Source organism: Nonomuraea insulae (assembly GCF_042656245.1).
On sequence record NZ_JBHSPA010000047.1, the window covers coordinates 13,771 to 30,663 of the forward strand.

13 protein-coding genes and 1 pseudogene are annotated in these 16,893 nt (G+C 71.0%); 4 read left to right on the forward strand and 10 right to left on the reverse strand.

Annotated elements, in window-relative coordinates; translation table 11 throughout:
* Positions 1-44: 44 nt before the first annotated feature.
* Positions 45-1,343 (reverse strand): multiple monosaccharide ABC transporter permease, encoded by a 1,299-nt coding sequence (mmsB, locus tag ACFPZ3_RS37325; protein WP_379519047.1) that lies wholly within the window; start codon positions 1,341-1,343, stop codon positions 45-47.
* A complete protein-coding gene (gene mmsA, locus ACFPZ3_RS37330; protein ID WP_379519048.1) occupies positions 1,340-2,887 on the reverse strand; it encodes a multiple monosaccharide ABC transporter ATP-binding protein in 1,548 nt (515 codons plus the stop codon). The genes mmsB and mmsA overlap by 4 nt, the downstream gene beginning before the upstream one ends.
* A gap of 313 nt (positions 2,888-3,200) precedes the next feature.
* On the opposite strand from mmsA, the gene ACFPZ3_RS37335 reads away from it, so the two are divergent.
* From ACFPZ3_RS37335 to ACFPZ3_RS37345, 3 genes are all read left to right on the forward strand, one after another.
* Entirely contained in the window at positions 3,201-4,388 is a 1,188-nt protein-coding gene (locus ACFPZ3_RS37335) for an ROK family transcriptional regulator (RefSeq protein ID WP_379519049.1), read from the forward strand.
* An 18-nt stretch (positions 4,389-4,406) separates the two neighbouring features.
* The gene (locus tag ACFPZ3_RS37340; protein WP_379519050.1) at positions 4,407-5,375 is read left to right on the forward strand and encodes an ROK family protein; all 969 of its coding nucleotides are present in this window, start codon (positions 4,407-4,409) and stop codon (positions 5,373-5,375) included.
* A 195-nt stretch (positions 5,376-5,570) separates the two neighbouring features.
* Positions 5,571-7,016 carry a glycoside hydrolase family 76 protein gene (locus tag ACFPZ3_RS37345; protein WP_379519051.1) on the forward strand — a complete coding sequence of 482 codons (1,446 nt, stop codon included), beginning with the start codon at positions 5,571-5,573 and terminating at the stop codon, positions 7,014-7,016.
* A 10-nt stretch (positions 7,017-7,026) separates the two neighbouring features.
* Here ACFPZ3_RS37345 and ACFPZ3_RS37350 read toward each other — a convergent pair whose 3' ends face one another.
* Together ACFPZ3_RS37350 and ACFPZ3_RS37355 are read right to left on the reverse strand one after the other, a co-directional pair.
* On the reverse strand, positions 7,027-8,175 hold the full coding sequence (locus tag ACFPZ3_RS37350; protein WP_379519052.1) for a sensor histidine kinase: 1,149 nt from the start codon (positions 8,173-8,175) through the stop codon (positions 7,027-7,029).
* Positions 8,172-8,828, reverse strand: coding sequence for a response regulator transcription factor (locus ACFPZ3_RS37355; RefSeq protein WP_379519053.1), 657 nt, complete (start codon positions 8,826-8,828; stop codon positions 8,172-8,174). Before ACFPZ3_RS37355 ends, ACFPZ3_RS37350 begins: the two co-directional genes overlap by 4 nt.
* A gap of 162 nt (positions 8,829-8,990) precedes the next feature.
* On the opposite strand from ACFPZ3_RS37355, the gene ACFPZ3_RS37360 reads away from it, so the two are divergent.
* On the forward strand, positions 8,991-10,616 hold the full coding sequence (locus tag ACFPZ3_RS37360) for a hypothetical protein (RefSeq protein WP_379519054.1): 1,626 nt from the start codon (positions 8,991-8,993) through the stop codon (positions 10,614-10,616).
* Here ACFPZ3_RS37360 and ACFPZ3_RS37365 read toward each other — a convergent pair.
* The 6 genes and pseudogenes from ACFPZ3_RS37365 to ACFPZ3_RS37390 all read right to left on the reverse strand — a co-directional run.
* Positions 10,572-11,015: pseudogene (locus ACFPZ3_RS37365) on the reverse strand (gluconokinase); the annotation flags it as partial. The gene ACFPZ3_RS37360 and the pseudogene ACFPZ3_RS37365 overlap by 45 nt on opposite strands.
* Positions 11,016-11,083: 68 nt before the next feature.
* Positions 11,084-12,610, reverse strand: coding sequence for a nickel pincer cofactor biosynthesis protein LarC (larC, locus tag ACFPZ3_RS37370; RefSeq protein WP_379519055.1), 1,527 nt, complete (start codon positions 12,608-12,610; stop codon positions 11,084-11,086).
* A complete protein-coding gene (larB, locus tag ACFPZ3_RS37375; protein ID WP_379519056.1) occupies positions 12,607-13,356 on the reverse strand; it encodes a nickel pincer cofactor biosynthesis protein LarB in 750 nt (249 codons plus the stop codon). Before larB ends, larC begins: the two co-directional genes overlap by 4 nt.
* Complete coding sequence (gene larE / locus ACFPZ3_RS37380) at positions 13,353-14,231, reverse strand: ATP-dependent sacrificial sulfur transferase LarE (protein WP_379519057.1); 879 nt, start codon at positions 14,229-14,231, stop codon at positions 13,353-13,355. The genes larB and larE overlap by 4 nt, the downstream gene beginning before the upstream one ends.
* Positions 14,228-15,541 carry a nickel pincer cofactor-dependent isomerase, group 22 gene (locus ACFPZ3_RS37385; RefSeq protein ID WP_379519058.1) on the reverse strand — a complete coding sequence of 438 codons (1,314 nt, stop codon included), beginning with the start codon at positions 15,539-15,541 and terminating at the stop codon, positions 14,228-14,230. Before ACFPZ3_RS37385 ends, larE begins: the two co-directional genes overlap by 4 nt.
* Positions 15,538-16,881, reverse strand: coding sequence for an MFS transporter (locus ACFPZ3_RS37390; RefSeq protein WP_379519059.1), 1,344 nt, complete (start codon positions 16,879-16,881; stop codon positions 15,538-15,540). The genes ACFPZ3_RS37385 and ACFPZ3_RS37390 overlap by 4 nt, the downstream gene beginning before the upstream one ends.
* Positions 16,882-16,893: the final 12 nt, after the last annotated feature.

The following is a 16,893-nucleotide window of genomic DNA, read 5'->3' on the forward strand; positions in this document are numbered from 1 at the left end:
GGCAAGCGCCCCGGAACCCGGTGATGTCAGTGCTGGTCGATCGGTCACCTGGCGACCGGAGCCTTGTCAGGATCGGAGTCCGTACGTGATGGGCCCGTCGGTGGAGGCGGAGCCTCCCGGCGGAACGGACGCATCAGCGACCCGATGATCGAGAAGCGTCCCTGACTCTTGTTGTAGACGTCGAAGGCGACGGCCAGGAGCAGGACCAGGCCCTTGATGATCTGGACCATGTCGGAGCCGACGCCTTCGAGCTGCAGGCCGTTGTTGAGCAGGGCCATGACGAGACCGCCGACGATCGACCCGCTGATGGTGCCGAGGCCGCCGGAGACCGCCGCGCCGCCGATGAAGACGGCCGCGATGGCGTCGAGCTCCCAGCTCAGGCCGTCCTGCGGGCCGGAGGCCGAGGACCGTGCCACGAAGATCATGCCGGCCAGGGCGGCCAGCACGGACATGTTCATCATGACGAGGAAGTTGACCCGCTTGAGCTTCACGCCGGACAGCTCCGCCGCACGGGCGTTGCCGCCGACTGCGTAGATGTGCCGGCCGCCGATGGTGTTGCGCGTGTAGTACGAGTACGCGAGCACCAGGACGATCAGGATGATGCCGGAGATCGGCAGGCTGGTGCCGATGCGGCCCCCCGCGAAGCGCAGCGTCGTGAAGATGATGACGCCCAGCATCACGGCCAGCCGGAGCAGCGAGATCCACATCGGCGCGACGTCGGCGTGCATCTCGCGGCGCGTCTGCCGCGACTTCAGCTCCCGCCAGACGACGCCCAGGCAGGCGGCCAGGCCGAGCAGCAACGTCAGATTGTTGTACCCGGTGTTCGGCCCCACCTCGGGCAGGAAGCCGGCGCCGATCTGGCGGAAGCCGGTGGGGACCGGCACCGTGTCGGCGTTGCCGATGTACTGGTTGCCGCCGCGGAACAGCAGCATGCCGGCCAGGGTCACGATGAAGGCCGGCACCCCGACGTAGGCGACCCAGAAACCCTGCCACGCGCCGATCACGACGCCCACCAGCAGGCCGAGCACGATGCCCAGCGGCCAGGGGATCGAGAACTCCTGCATCGCCTTGGCGACCACGATGCCGGTGAACGCGGCGACCGAGCCGACCGAGAGGTCGATGTGCCCGGCGACGATCACCATGAGCATGCCGATGGACAGGATCAGGATGTAGGAGTACTGGCTGACCACCGCGATGAGGTTGCCGGAGGTCAGGGTCAGACCGTCGGTCCAGATCTGGAACAGCACCACGATCGCCACGAGCGTGAAGATCATGCCGAACTGGCGGGCGTTGGAGGTCGTGCCTCCGAAGAGGTTCTTCTGCAGGTCTTTGATTCGGCTCATGGAGTCGGCATCTTCTTGGTAGAGGTCATCTGCTTCATGAGGAGTTCGGGGTTGGCGTCGCGGCGCGCCACGTCCCCGGTGATGGTGCCCTCGAACACCGTGTAGATGCGGTCGCACAGGCCGATGAGCTCGGGCAGCTCCGAGGAGATGACGATGACCCCCTTGCCCTGGGCGGCGAGCCGCTGGATGATCCCGTAGATCTCGTACTTGGCGCCCACGTCGATGCCGCGGGTCGGCTCGTCGAGGATCAGCAGGTCCGGATCGGTGAACATCCACTTCGCCAGGACGACCTTCTGCTGGTTGCCGCCCGACAACTTCGTGACGCCCTCATCGACGTTGGGCGTCTTGATCCTCAGGCTCTTGCGGTACTCCTCCGCGACCCGGTGCTCCTGGACCGCGTCGACGACCCCGCGCGTGGAGATCTTCGACAACTTCGCGGCCACCATCGAGGTCTTGATGTCGTCGAGCAGGTTGAGGCCGATCGTCTTGCGGTCCTCGCTCACATAGGCGAGGCCGTGCCCGATGGCGTCCGCCACCGACCTCAGCTGGATCTCCTTGCCCTCCTTGAGAACCTGGCCGGACAGGTACACGCCGTAGGAGCGCCCGAACAGGCTCATCGCGAGCTCGGTACGCCCGGCGCCCATGAGCCCGGCGAAGCCCACGATCTCGCCGCGCCGGACCTGGAAGCTCGAACCCTTGCACACCAGCCGCTCGGCCGAGTTCGGGTGCCGGACGGTCCAGTCGCGCACCTCGAAGAAGACCTCGCCGATGTCCGGCGTGTGGTCGGGGAAGCGGCTGTCCAGCTCGCGGCCGACCATGCCGCGCACGATGCGGTCCTCGTTGACTCCGTCGGCCTTGATGTCGAGGGTCTCGATCGTCCGGCCGTCGCGCAGGATCGTGATGGAGTCGGCGACCGCCTCGATCTCGTTCAGCTTGTGCGAAATGATGATCGAGGTGATTCCGCGCTCCCTGAATCCACGCAGCAGGTCGAGCAGGTGCTGGGAGTCGGCCTCGTTGAGGGCCGCGGTCGGCTCGTCGAGGATGAGCAGCTTCACATCCTTCGCGAACGCCTTCGCGATCTCGACGAGTTGTTGTTTGCCCACGCCGATGTCCTTGATCAGGGTGTCCGGGTCCTCCCGGAGCCCGACCTGTTCCATCAGCTCGACCGCCCGCCGCTGGGCGCCCTTCCAGTCGATCGAGCCCCGCTTGCGCGGCTCGTTGCCGAGGAAGATGTTCTCGGTGATCGACATGCCCGGCACCAGCGCGAGCTCCTGGTGGATGATGACGATGCCGGCCTGCTCACTGCCCCGGATGTCGTGGAAGCGGACCTCTTCGCCCTGGTAGACGATGTCACCGGAATACGTGCCGTGGGGGTGCACGCCGCTCAGCACCTTCATGAGCGTGGATTTGCCGGCGCCGTTCTCGCCGCAGATCGCGTGGATCTCGCCCGCCCGGACCTCGAGGTTGACATCGGCGAGCGCCGTCACTCCGGGGAACGTCTTGGTGATCGATCGCATCTCGAGCAGGGTCGAGGCACGGCTCATGACCGGAACTCCACACATCGGCTGCCGCGACGACCACGCGGATCCGGTCCCCGAGGGATGCGGGATGTCCTGGACATCAACTTGCCTCCGATGGCCTGGTCTGTCAACTCGCGGTCACAGCGCCGAGCGCCGCGCCGCTACAGGGGTTTCTTCATGTCAGACGTGTTACCGCTATGTGGAGGGACTCTAAATCCATTTGTCTTACTAAGTCAACGCCCTGGTGCAGAATGTCCGAGGCGACGAGCAGAGAGGACCTTGCGTGCGACAAGCAGGGACAAATCTCCCCAAGGTGGGGCGGTATAACCGGGCGGTCGTGCTGGACCAGATTCAGCTCATCGACGGCATCAGCCGGGTGGAGATCGCCCAGCGCACCGGGCTCACCCCACAGAGCATCTCGGGTATCGTGCGCCGGCTGCTCGACGAGGGCATCGTGCGGGAAGACCATGCCAACCGGGTCTCCAACGGCGGGAAGCCCCGTACCGCGCTGAGGATCAACGCCGACGCGGGCAGCGCGGTCGGACTCCACTTCGACCCGGCCGAACTCACCTGCGCCGTGGTCGACCTGCTCGGCCGGCCGCTGGTCGTCAAGCGGCGTCCCACCCCGCCCGGCACCGACCCGTCGCACGTCGTCTCGGCCATGACCGAACTGGTCGCCGACGTGCTCACCGAAGCGGACGTCCCGCGCGGCCAGGTGCTCGGCCTCGGCCTCGCCACCCCGGGCCCGATAGATCTGGGCCTCGGCATGCTCGTCGCCCCGCCGCAGCTCGCGCACTGGACCCGGGTGCCGTTGCAGCAGATGCTGAGCGACGCCACCGGCCTGCCGGTGACGCTGGACAACGACGCCACCGCCGCCGCGGTCGGCGAGCGATGGTCCGGTGCGGGCCGGGGGGTGGCGAACTTCGCGTACTTCTTCTTCGGTACCGGTATCGGCGGCGGTCTCGTCCTCAACCATCAGGTGTTCCGGGGCGGCTCGCTGAACGCCGGGGAGTTCGGCCACTCCTCCGTGCTGCCCGACGGGCCGGAGTGTTACTGCGGCCAGCGGGGCTGCCTGGAGAGGCTCGTCAACCCGTCCGCGATCGTCGCCGAGGTGCATCGCCGGCTCGCCGGCGGGCACGACGGCGGCGTGCTGCGGGAGTCGTTCGATCGCGATCCGAGCCTGGTCGACCACGCCGCGATCCGGGCCGCGGCCGAGGACGGCGACCCTCTCGCGACGGCGGTCATCGACGAGGCCGCGGAACACGTCGCCTCGGTCGCGGTCAACGTCGCCAACTTCGTCGATGTGGACCTCATCGTTCTCGGAGGGCACGGCATTCAGCACGTCGAGATGCGATACGTCGAGGTCGTCGCCTCGGCACTGGCCACCAGACCGCTGTCCCGCCACATCCGGGTCATCGACGTCGCGCCCTCCCCGCTCGGCGCGGACGCCGCCGTCGTGGGCAGCGCCGCGCTCGTCCTGCATGCCACGTACTCGCCGCAACTGTCAGCGCTTCTCGCCGACTGATCAGAACAGGATCGCCAATTGGACCAGAAAGCCGTGCTCGCCGTGGACATCGGCGGCACCAAGATCGCAGCCGGGCTGGTCGGCGCGGACGGGCAGGTCAGCAGGCACGCCGAGACCCCCACGCCCACGACGGAGCTCGACCTCGGCGAGGCGCTGCGAGCGTTGCTGACCTCGGTGGCGCAGGGCGCGGCGATCGGCGCGGTGGGGCTGGCCTCGGCCGGGCCGCTCGACATGGTGCGCGGCACGGTCAGCCCCGTCAACATCCCCGCCTGGCGTGACTTCCCGCTCGTGGAGGTGGCGGGCGGCATCGTGCCCGGCGTTCCCGTCACCCTGGTGGGCGACGGCATCGCGGCCGCGGTGGGCGAGCACTGGCTCGGGGCCGGGCGCGGCGTGGCCTCGATGCTCGGAATCGTCGTCTCGACCGGCATCGGCGGCGGTCTCGTGCTCAACGGCACGGCGTACCCCGGGCCGAGCGGCAACGCCGGCCATATCGGTCACGTGGTCGTGGATCCCGGTGGGCCGGGCTGCTCGTGCGGGGGTTCCGGCTGCGTCGAGGCGTACGCCAGCGGGCCGTCGATGGTCCGCTGGGCACAGGAGCACGGCTGGGCCGGCGCCGACGCCCGCGCCCTCGCCGCCGACGCCGGTCAGGGCCTGCCCCTCGCATTGGCCGCCTTCGACCAGGGCACTCAGGCTCTCGCCCGGGGCATCGTCGCGACGGCGACGATGTGCGATCTCGACCGCGTCGTCATCGGCGGCGGGGTCTCGGCGGCGGGCCAGATCCTGTTTGCGCCGCTGCGGCGCCACGTCAGGCGGCTGGCCACACTCGGCTTCGTGCGACGGACCACCGTCGAGCCCTCCATGCTCGGACGGCAGTCGGGCCTGCTCGGAGCCGCCCGCACCGCGCTGCTCGCCTCGCAGGGCCCGGTGAACCATGGGACGTCCGGGTCGCAGGGTCGCGCATCCGCCTTGACGCGTCCAGCCGGCTGACACCTATTGACGAGCGCGCACTGCGTGGCTACGTTGCGGAGAGCGCTCTCCCCGTTACGTCCCTCACCTCGGGCACGTTCCGGTTGCTCTGCCGTGACCGCGGGACCGCACCCCATGGACTGACGACGCCGCCATCCGCCCTGCCATGACAGCCCTGCCATGACAGCGTTGTCAGGACAGACCTCAGGAGATGACATGCCTTCCTCACTCCTACGCAAACTGGCCGCCTCCGCCCTCACCGTGATCGGGGTGGCGGCCGGCGGCGTCCTCCTCCCCCAGCCCGCCTACGCCGCCACGATCTGCAACCGCTTCTGCGACGGACGCGATCCCGCCTTATCCCCCGGTGACCGGCAGCCGGTGTCCAGCACGCTGTACGGCCGCCGGTTCGTCGTGCACGTCGACGACGCCGACGCCATGGCGTGGGGGTCGGTCGAGAACGGTCAGGGCGGCGACCAGGTGTGGCTCGACCGGTCCTTCGACGGCGGCCGCACGTGGGTCGACAGCCGCATCGGCCTCACGTCGATCCCGGCCGGGAGCACGGGCCGGCGGACCGGCATGTTCAACGTCGACGACTGGGCTAACAGAGGCGTCGGCGCGCTGCGCGCGTGCGGCAAGGCCGGCGACCGTCCCGAGATCACCTGTACGCCGTGGGCCCGTAGCACGTGGAACGCCTGGGACCGGCGTACGGCGGCGGCGACCGCGCTCATGATGCGCTACGACCGGACCACCGGCCTGTTCGACGGCAACGGCTGGTGGACCGGCGCCAACGCGCTGACCGCGATCGTCGACAACATCAAGCGCAGCGGCATGCACAGCTACGAATACGCGATCGCCACCACCTACGACAAGAACGTGAACACGCGCGGCGGCCAGTTCCGCAACGAGTATCTCGACGACACCGGCTGGTGGGGGCTGGCCTGGGTGGCCGCGTACGACGTGACCGGCGACGTCCGCTACCTGAACACCGCCAGGGCCGACGCCGATTACATGTACTCCTACTGGGACGACCGGTGCGGCGGCGGCGTGTGGTGGAAGACCGACAGGGCCGGCAAGAACGCCATCGAGAACAGTCTGTACATCCAGCTGACCGCGGCCCTGTCGCAACGCATCCCGGGCGACACCCTCTACCGGGGGCGCGCGCAGGCGGCCTGGACGTGGTTCCAGAGCACCGGCATGCTGAACGGCCAGAACCTCGTCAACGACGGCATCAACCTGTCGACCTGCCGCAACAATGGCGACACCACCTGGACCTACAACCAGGGCGTGCTGATCAACGCGCTGGTGCAGCTCAACAAGGCGACCGGTGACACCGCGGCCCTGGCGACCGCCCGCCGGATCGGCGACGCGCTGACCACCAGCGGCTATCTCAGCCCGAACGGCATCCTGCGCGAGCCCAACGAGTCCGACACGTGCGGCGGAGACGGCGCCTCCTTCAAGGGCGCCGCCATCCGCGGCCTGGGCGTGCTCAACACGGCGACCGGTGGCGCCTACGACGCCTATCTGCGGCGCAACGCCGACAGCGCGTACGCCAACGACCGCGACACCATCGACGCCTACGGCAGCCACTGGGCCGGGCCCCGCGGCGCCACCAACCACAGCTGCCAGCACAGCGCCCTGGATCTGCTCAACGCGGCGCCCTGACGAGAGAACCTCACCTGACAGGCAGCTCCACGGTGATCGTCAGCCCGCCCTCCTCCCGGGGGCGGGCCGTGACGGTGCCGCCGTGCGCCTCGGCGATCACCCGTACGATGGACAGGCCCAGCCCGCTGCCCCGGTCCGAACGCAGCCGGTCGCCGTGCAGCCGGCGGAACGGCTGGAAGATCGTCTCGATCTCGTACGACGGGACCTGCAGCCCAGTGTTGGCCACGACCAGCTCCACCTGATCGGTGCGCTGCCGCGTGGTCACCCACACCTCGCCCTTGGGATGGTTGTGCCGGATCGCGTTCTCCAGCAGGTTCTGCACCAGCCGCTCGACCAGCACGGCCTCACCCGTCGTCGGAGCCGCGTCGAGCAGCCGATGCATGGTCACCTCCCGCTCGGCCGCCTCGGCCGCGGCCTGGTCCAGCACGTGCTCGGCCACGTCCGTCAGGTCGAACGAGCGCCGGTCCAGCACTGTCTGCTCGCCCTCGGCCAGCGCCAGCAGGCCGTCGATGAGCCGCTCGTGGCGGCCGTTGACCAGCAGCAACGATTCGCCCAGCCGCTTGACGTCCTCGGTGGCCTCCGGCCGGCGCACCGCCACGTCCACCAGCGTGCGGTTGATCGTCAGCGGGGTGCGCAGCTCGTGGGCGGCGTTGGCGACGAAGCGCCGCTGCCCGTCGAACGCGCGGGCCAGCCGGTCCAGCATCGTGTCGAAGATGCCGGCCAGCTCCTTGGCCTCCTCGCGCGGCCCCTCGTACGCGATGCGTTCGGTCAGGTCGTGGCTCTGCGCCACCCGCCGCGCGGTCTCGGTCACCGCCTTGACCGGCCGCAACACCCAGCCGGCCGCCCGCCACCCGGCCGCGAACGCCGCGCCCGCCCCGGCCAGCAGCGCGAGCGCGCCGACGGTCCTGACGTTGGCGAGGGTGTCGCGCTGGTAGACGGCGTGCACCTGCATCGCCCGCTCCCGCGCGACCTCGTAGTGGTCCTCGCCCCGGAGGAAGTGGCCGCCGCGATTCGGAACGTTGATCGCGGCGGGGGTGAGCAGCCCGGCGCGGTATTCCATGCTCTGCCGCACCCCCAGGAAGACGCCGGCCAGGACCAGGCTCCCGAACACGGCGAACACCGCCGCGCAGGCCAGCGCGAAACGCAACCGGACGCTCATGGGATGCGGTATCCGGCGCCGGGCACGGTCTCGATCGCCTGGGGCTCGCCGAGCTTCCTGCGCAGTTTCATCATCGTGGTGCGCACGGTGTTGGTGAACGGGTCGATGTGCTCGTCCCACACCCTTTCCAGCAGGTCCTCGGCCGACACGACCGTGCCGCCGGCCCGCAGCAGCTCGGCCAGCACGCCGAACTCCTTGCGGGCCAGCGGCACGTAGACGCCGTCGCGGAACACCTGCCGGTGCGCCCAGTCCAGCCGCACACCCGCCCGCTCCAACATCGGCGGATCCGCCTTGCCGCTGCGGCGGCCGAGCGCGTGCACCCTGGCCACCAGCTCCTCGAACGCGAACGGCTTCGGCAGGTAGTCGTCGGCCCCGAGCGACAGCCCCGCCACCCGCGACCGCACGTCCCCGGCCGCGGTCAGCATGAGCACCCTGACCAGCCACTCCCGCTCGACCACGGTCCGGCACACGTCGTCGCCGTGCACGCCGGGCAGGTCGCGGTCGAGGATGAGCACGGCGTACTCGTTGACGCCGAGCCGTTCCAGGGTCTCCTCGCCGTCATAGGCGACGTCCACCGCGAGCGCCTCTCCCCGCAGTCCCTCGGCGATCGAGTCCGCGAGCATTCTCTCGTCCTCGGCGACCAACACCCGCACAACGTCACTTCCTTACCAGAGCGCTGAATGCCGACGATCATCCCTGGAACCGCATAACGCGGACATAACCACTTCAGGTGACGATCAGGTTATCGGCCATCCGCTGGACTCACCTTCTCTCGGCCGGGATCCGCCCGGCCCCGTTCCGGGGGAGAAGAGTCCGTGTCAGCCACTCTGACGAGGCCGGTCGTCCAGCACACGATCGCCGGTGTCCCGCGCGGGCACCGGCTGTTCGCGTGCGTGCTCGTATCGGCCGTCGCGCTGCGCGTGCTGGTCATGCTCGGGTACGACACCGCGCAGCTCTACTGGTACGACTCGTTCACCTACCTGGACACCGCCCTGCACATGCGGCCGCAGGGCGCCTTCCATCCCGCCGGGTACTCCTGGTTCCTGTGGGCGCTCAGCCCCTTCCGCAGCGTGGAGCTGGTGGCCGGGGTGCAGCACGCGATGGGCCTCGGCGTCGGGATCATGATCTACGCGCTGCTGCGCAGGAAGTGTCTGCCCGGGTGGGGGGCGACGCTCGCCACGGTGCCGGTGTTGTTCGACCCGGCCTTCCTCCGGCTGGAGCACGCCGTGCTGTCCGACCTGCAGGTCATCTTCCTGGTCACGGCCGCGCTGCTGGTCCTGATGTGGCGGCCGGGGCTGGTGTCGCTCCGGGCCGCGGCGGCCGCCGGGCTGCTGCTCGCGCTGGCCGGCCTGACCCGTACCGCGGCCGTGCCGCTGCTCGCTCTGGCCGTACTTCATCTGCTGCTGCGCCGCACCCCCTGGCGGCGGGTGGCGGCGCTGGTGCTGGCGGGCGCGCTGCCCCTGCTGGCCTACGCCGGCTGGTACGCCCAGCACCACGGCAGGTTCGCCCTGAGCGGCTCCGACGGCGTCGCCCTGTGGGCCCGGACGATGACCTTCGCCGACTGCTCGGTCATCCAGCCGCCGCCGGAACTGGCCGCGCTCTGCCCGAACGGCACCGTGCTCGACGCCGCCTCAGAGTACGTGTGGGCCCCCGGCGCGTCACTCAACCGCCTGCCCGGCGACCGGTTCTCGCACAACGACCTGGCCAGGTCGTTCGCCATCGCCGCCATCGCCGCGCAACCGCTGGACTACCTGCGCGAGGTGGCGCGCGACACCGCGCTCGCCTTCACCTGGGAGCCGGTCGCCCATCCCAGGCGGGTGAGCGTGGCCTCCACCTTCCCGCACGGCTCGTGGCCGCTGCCCGAGGAGCACGCCCTCATCGGCAAGGTCCGCGCCGAGTACGACCCAAGCATCCGAGGCATGTCATCCGTCGAGCCGTACGGGTCGATCCTGGCCGCCTACCCCTACCCGTGGGCGCTGCATGGTCCCCTGCTCGGGGTGCTGCTCCTCGCGGGCGGGCTGGGCGCGGCCCGCCGCCGCACGGCCGCGCTGCTGCCGTGGTCGTTCGCGATGTTCCTGCTCGTCGGACCCGTGGCCGCGCTCGACTTCGACCACCGCTACGTGCTGCCGGCCCTGCCTGCGGCCTGCATCGCCGCCGCCCTGGCCGTCCGGCGGCGATCAGTCCTGGCCGTCCGGCGGCGGTCGGTCCTGGGCGACCGGCGGCGGTCAGTCCTGGCCGTCCGGCGGCGGTCAGTTCTGGCCGTCCGGCGGCGGTCAGTCGTGCACGGCGACATCCCGGTCACCCGTGAGGCCGGCCTGTCAGCCGACCCGCTCGCCGACGACCGCGAGTGCCGCTTCGACGACGGCGGCCGGGGAGGCGGCGACGTTCACCTGGGCGCCGCGCTCGTCCGGGGCGAGGTCTTCGAGCGCCGCGAGTTGTGAGGCGAGCAGGGAGGGCGGCATGAAATGCCCCTGCCGGGCGTCGAGCCGGGCTCTCAGGACGCTCGGATCGGCGACCAGCTGCACGATCATGAGCCGTGGCGCCCGCTCGCGGATGCGGTCCCGGTAGGCGCGCTTGAGGGCTGAGCAGGCCACGACAACACCCTGCCCGCCGACGCCCTGCCCTCCGACGTCCGGGTCGGCGACGTACCGGTCTGCGGCGTACGCGTTGGCGACGCGGTCGAGCCACGATGCGCGGTCGGCGTCGGTGAGGGGGACACCTGCGGACATCAGCTCGATGTTCCGCGCCGGGTGCAGCGTGTCGGCGTCGACGAAACGGGCCCCCAGGCACCTGGCGAGGGCCTCGCCCACCGTGCTCTTCCCGGACCCGGACACGCCCATCACGAGCACCTCGGCCGGAAAGCGCCTCCGTGAGAGCGGCTGGACGTGATCGGAACCTTCCGCGAGCGTCACGCCTGATCCTTCCGCTGCCCCGACGCGCCGTTCGCAGCCCCGCCGTTGCCTTGATCGTCGTCCCCGGGACCGCCGTCCCCGGGATCGCCGTCCCCGGGGCCGCTGTTCCCGGGGCCGCTGTTCCCGGGGCCGCTGTTCCCGGGGTCGCCGTTCCCGGGGTCGCCGTTCCCGGGGTCGCCGTTCCCGGGGTCGCCGTTCCCGGGGTCGCCGTTCCCGGGGCCGCTGTTCCGGGGGTCGCCGTCCCGGGGGTCGCCGTCCCCGGAGTCGCCGTCCCCGAGCCCGCCGTCCCCGAGCCTGCCGTCTCCGGGCGTGTGCTCGGACGAGCCCTGCCACATCGCGCCGGTGATCTCGGCCGGTGGGGGCGGGGTGGGGGTTCGTCTGGCCGCCGCCGCGAGGGTGGCGGCCTGCGCCGCGACGGCACGTACCGGCCGGCCGAGGGCGGCGGCGGCGCGCAGGAGATCGTCGTGCTCGGCCTTATGTCCGTAAGGCGAGTACTTGACCGACACCGGCTGCCCGTCGACGTCGACCGTGCCGGTCCAGCGCGGCAACTCCCGGCGCTCGACGACGGCGCGCCGGACGCCCAGTGTCCCCGTCTCGGCGAACAGGAACTCCTCCAGCTCCTCGGCGAGGCCGGCGGAGCACAGCAGGTGCACCACGTGCGCCGGTCGCCCCTTCTTGCCCACCGTCTGCTGCACCCACGCGTCGAACGCCCCGCGCGCCATCGCTCCGGCGATCACCACGCCGAGCTGCTCGCCGGTCACGTCGTCGAGATTGGTCTCCAGCATGACCGTGTCGCGCCGCCGAACCCCGCTGTCGCCCGCGCAGAGGCTCGCCTGGAGCACGTTGGGATGCCCGGGGAAGTCCTTGCTCCCCGCGCCGTGCCCGGTGCGGGTGATCGTCACGGGCGGCAGCGGGCCGTAGTCGGTGAGCATCGCGGCGAGCAGGGCGGCACCGGTAGGGGTGGTGGTCTCGCTCCGCACGGCGACCCCGTGCACGAGCGCCCCGGCCAGCAGTCGCATGGTCGCCGGGGCCGGCGAGGGCAGGACGCCGTGCGCCGACCTGGCGCTCCCGCCCCCCAGGGCTACCGAGCCGCTGTACACGGCCGTGATCCCCAGGGCGTGCAGGCCCGCGGCGACGCCCACGACGTCGACGACCGTGTCGAGCCCGCCGATCTCGTGCAGGTGTACCCGCTCCGGGGTGGAGTCGTGGATGCGCGCCTCGACGGCCGCGATGCGGCTGACGGCGGCGGCGGCGAGCCGTGCCACCGGTGCGGGCGTCGCCGCACGAACCATCGCCAGCAGTTCGGAGGCGTGCCGCTCCGGTGCGCCGTCGTCGGTGACGACGTCGGCGTAGGTCGCGGCGATGCCGTTCTTCGAGACCCGGCGCGGCGTGATCGACCATCCGGTGATGCCGGTGCTCGCGATCGAAGCCTCGATCGCGGCGATGGGCGCGCCCAGGTCGAGGAGCGCGCCGAGGAGCATGTCCCCGGAGATCCCGGCCGACGGGTTGAGCCAGAGGATCATGCTGTCTTCCTGAGGATGCGGTGGGCGGCCATGGCCGCGCCGAACCCGCTGTCGATGTTGACGACCACCAGGCCGGCCGCGCACGAGCTCAGCATGGCCAGCAGCGCGGTCACGCCTTCGAGCGACGCGCCGTAGCCGGTCGAGGTGGGGACCGCGATGACCGGGGCCGCGACCAGTCCCCCGACGACGCTGGCGAGCGCGCCCTCCATGCCGGCGATCACGATGACCAGCTCGGCTGTACGCAGTTCGTCCGCGCGGGCCGCCAGCCGGTGGATCCCCGCGACGCCGACGTCGTTGACGCGCGTGACCTCGATGCCCAGCGCGGCGCAGGTGTTCGCGGCCTCCTCGGCGACGGGGCCGTCGGCGGTGCCGGCGGTGACGATCGTCACCCGTCCCGCGCCGGGATCCCTGGGCCGCCAGACGAGCTGCCGGGCGGCGGGGCTGTGGTGTCCTGGCGGGAGACCTGCCACAGGTTCGAGCAGGGCGAGCACGGCACGCGCGGGCTCGGGCTCGATCCGGGTGACCAGGACGGCGCCGTCATTGCCGCGGAGCAGGCGCTCGACGATGTCGGCGATCTCCCGCACCGTCTTCCCCGGCCCGTACACCACCTCCGCCTGCCCCTGCCGCGCCTCGCGATCGAGGTCAAGCGTCGAGTGCCCGAGATCGGCGAGATCGGCGAGATCCGCACGCCGGTCGTCACGGCCGGAGTCGCGGCCAGTGCCGCGATCGGAGTCGCGGCCGGTCATCGGACGGTCTTCGTCGGGCGGTCCGTGGCGAGCAGCGGCAGCAGGGCGTTCATGCGACCGCTGGCGAACCCCGCGAGGTCCACGGTCACGAACGTGAACCCGCAGCCTCGCAGCCGCTCGTCGATCTCGGCCCGCATGGCGACGGCCTCCGCGACGCGCGCCGCCGGCACCTCGATGCGGGCCACGGTGCCGTCGGCGTGCGAGCGCACGCGGCACTCGGCGAAACCGAGATCGTGCAGGACCGCCTCGGCGGCTTCGATCCTGGCGACCGCCTCCCGGGTGACCGGATCGCCGTACGCCACCCGCGACGACAGGCACGCGGCCGCCGGTTTCCCGGCCGTCGCCAGGCCGAGGCGCGCGCTCACCTCGCGTACGGCGGCCTTGCCGAGCCCCGCCTCCACGAGCGGCGCGATGGAGCCGCGGAGCTTTGCCGCGGCCAGGCCGGGCCGGTGGTCGCCCAGATCGTCCAGGTTGGTGCCGAGCGCCATGGGCGCCTGGAGCATCTCGGAGAGGGGGGAGAGCGCGTCGAAGAGCGCGTCCTTGCAGAAGTAGCACCGGTTGCCGCGGTTGGCGACGTAGTCGGGGTTGTCGAACTCGTCGGTGCTGATCTCCAGGTGGCGGATGCCCTTCGAGCGGGCGAAGTCCTTGGCCGCCGCCCGCTCGCTCGCGGGCAGGCTCGGCGAGACGGCCGTGACCGCGATGCAGCGCTCGCCGAGGACGTCGGAGCCCACCGTGGCGACGAGTGCCGAGTCGACACCGCCGGAGTACGCGACGAGCAGCCGCTCGTGCCGCCCGATCACCTCGCGCAGCCGCTCCAGCGGATCCTTCCCCTCCCCCTCGGAGACGCCCCGCCGCTGCCCGGCCTCGATGGTCATGGTGTGATCCTCTCCTCGCTGTTCGCTCCGCGCCTCCCCGGCCGCTGGAGGAGCGAGCCGTCCGGTCCGAAGCGCATCGCCTCGGGCTCCCCCGCCGGGACCAGCAGCCCGCCGCTGTCCGCGATCACGGGGTCCGTCGCCCACATGGCGCTCAGCGCGATCGTACTGTCGATGAGGCAGACACGGAGATCGGAGGGTGGCTTGGGCGGCATCGAGGCGATCGCGAAGGCCACCGCGTCCCGCTCGGTCGCGGCGATCACGGGGATCTTCGCGCCCGCCAGCGAGTGCGTCGTCATGTGGTTGACGTAGGTCTGCCGCAGGTCGATCTCGCGGAAGAGTGCCTCCGTGACGATGTCGGCCATGCCGATGCCCGCGGCGTTGCCGTGCGTGGCCTCGGTGAGCCCGAGGACGACCACCCGTTCGGCGCGCGTGGCGGCCTCGATCTCCGGTACGACGAAACGCCCGGACACGTTGGGATCCATGCCCGCGCCCGAGATGTCCTTGCCGACGCGGCCGATCACCAGCACATCGAGCGCCGGCACCGGGATGCGCGGCAGGAGCCGCCTGGCGCGCGCGAGCAGCTCGGGCTCCCGGCCGGCGACGAGCGCCCCGGGGATCGCCTCCACATGGGCGAGCTGCTTGTGGGCGTCCTCCACCAGGGCGACCGCGAACAGGACGGGCAGGTGGTCCAGGACGTACTGTCCCGCGGCCCTGATGATCGTGCCGAACTCCTGGAGCGGGTAGGAATGCAGCGACGACGCCCCGGCCTGCTTGCCCAGCCCGATGGCGAGCATCTTGTGGATGCCGGACTCCACCTCGCCGCGGAAGTCGGTGTGCGGCTTGACCCGGTTGACGGGCACGATGTAGTCGGCCTGGGTGGCCGCGATCTCGTCGACGTTCACCGCGAAGCCGTCGAGCACGCTGCCGATGACGACGGTACGCATCGAGGAGCGGATCGGCGCCCCCACCGTCTCCTCGGTGACGCCCAGGGAAGCGAGCACGTCGATCTGCCCCTGGGCCGTCGCCCCGCCGTGGCTGCCCATGGCGGGGACGACGAAGACCTCGGCGCCGAGGGCACGCAGGGCGCGGATCGTGGTCCTGACGACCTCCGCCAGCGCCGTGATGCCCCGGCTCCCGACGGCGACGGCGATCCGCGTACCCGGCCCGATGGAGGCGCCGAAGTCATGCGCGGCGATCGCGGCCGTCACCGCCCCGGCGACGTCCGGGACGCCCAGGTCCGGCAGGACCTGGGTCACGGGGCGCCAGGCCGGGAACGGGGTGCCGGGTGGGAGTTCGATGCCGAGGGTCATGTCCGCACGCGGTCCTCACCCCGGTGCATCGCCAGCTCGGCCTCGCTGCGGCCGATCGTGGTGCGGCGCCTGGTGAACCAGACCAGGCACGCGCCGACGGCGCCGGTGATGGCGAGGAGCGGCAGTCCCGCCGTGACGGAGCCCGTGGCGTCCTCGACGGCGCCCATGATGTACGGCCCGACGAACCCGCCGACGTTGCCCAGACCCCCGATGAGGGCGATGGCCGCCGCCGCGCTCGTGCCCTGGAGCAGCGACGACGGCAGCGTCCAGAACACCGGTGACGCGCTGAGGAAGCCGGCCAGCGAGATGCTGAGGGCGGCGATCCCCAGGACGGGGTTGCCGAAGACCACGCTGAGTGCCTCGAAGACGGCGCCGGTGAGGATGCTGCCGAAGATGAGGATCCGGCGCTTGCCTGAGGCGTCTGAGTAGCGGGTCACGAAGAAGATGCCGATGGCGGCGACGATCCACGGCACCGCGCTGGCGAACCCGATCCCGAGCTCGCTGATGTCCGGGATCTTGCCGATGATGGTGGGCAGCCAGAAGGTCACGCCGTAGATGCTGAGCTGCATCGCGAAGTAGATGAGCACGAAGACGAGCACGGTGGGGTTGACGAGCGTGCGCCACATGCTCTGGGAGGGCAGCACCTCGGACGTGGACTCCTCCAGCACGCGCACCTCGCGCAGGCGTTCCCGCTCCTCGTCCGACAGCCAGCGCACCTTGTCCGGCGAGTCGCGCAACATCCAGAACACCAGGACACCGACGATCAGGCTCGCGACGCCGAGGATCATGAAGAGCGTCTGCCAGGGGCGGAACGGCCCGACATGCCCCATGCTCAGGATCGCCCCGGCGATCGGCCCGCCGATGATGGCCGCGATCGAGCCGGACCAGGTGAAGTAGCCGACGGCGCGCGCCCGGGACCGGCGCGGGAACCAGATCGCCATGTAGTAGATCGCCCCGGGGAACAGGCCCGCCTCCGCCACGCCGAGCAGGAAGCGCAGGATGTTGAAGACCGTGGCGTTGGGGCTGAACGCGATGGCGAGCGTGACGACGCTCCACGAGATGGCGATCCTGGTGAGCCACACCCGCGCGCCGACCCTGGCGAGCAGGACGTTGCTGGGCACCTCGAAGAGGGCGTACCCGATGAAGAAGATGCCCGCGCCGAGTCCGTACGCGGTCGCCGACATGGCGAGGTCGCTCTGCAGTTCGTCCTTGACGAAGCCGACGACCGTGCGGTCGAGATAGGCCAGCGTGAACAGCAGGATGAGGGCCGGCATGACCCGCCAGTAGAGCTTGCGTTCGAGGAGCGCGTCGGACGCGCGTTCCAGGAATGGTTGGGTCATGGTTCCTCCTTG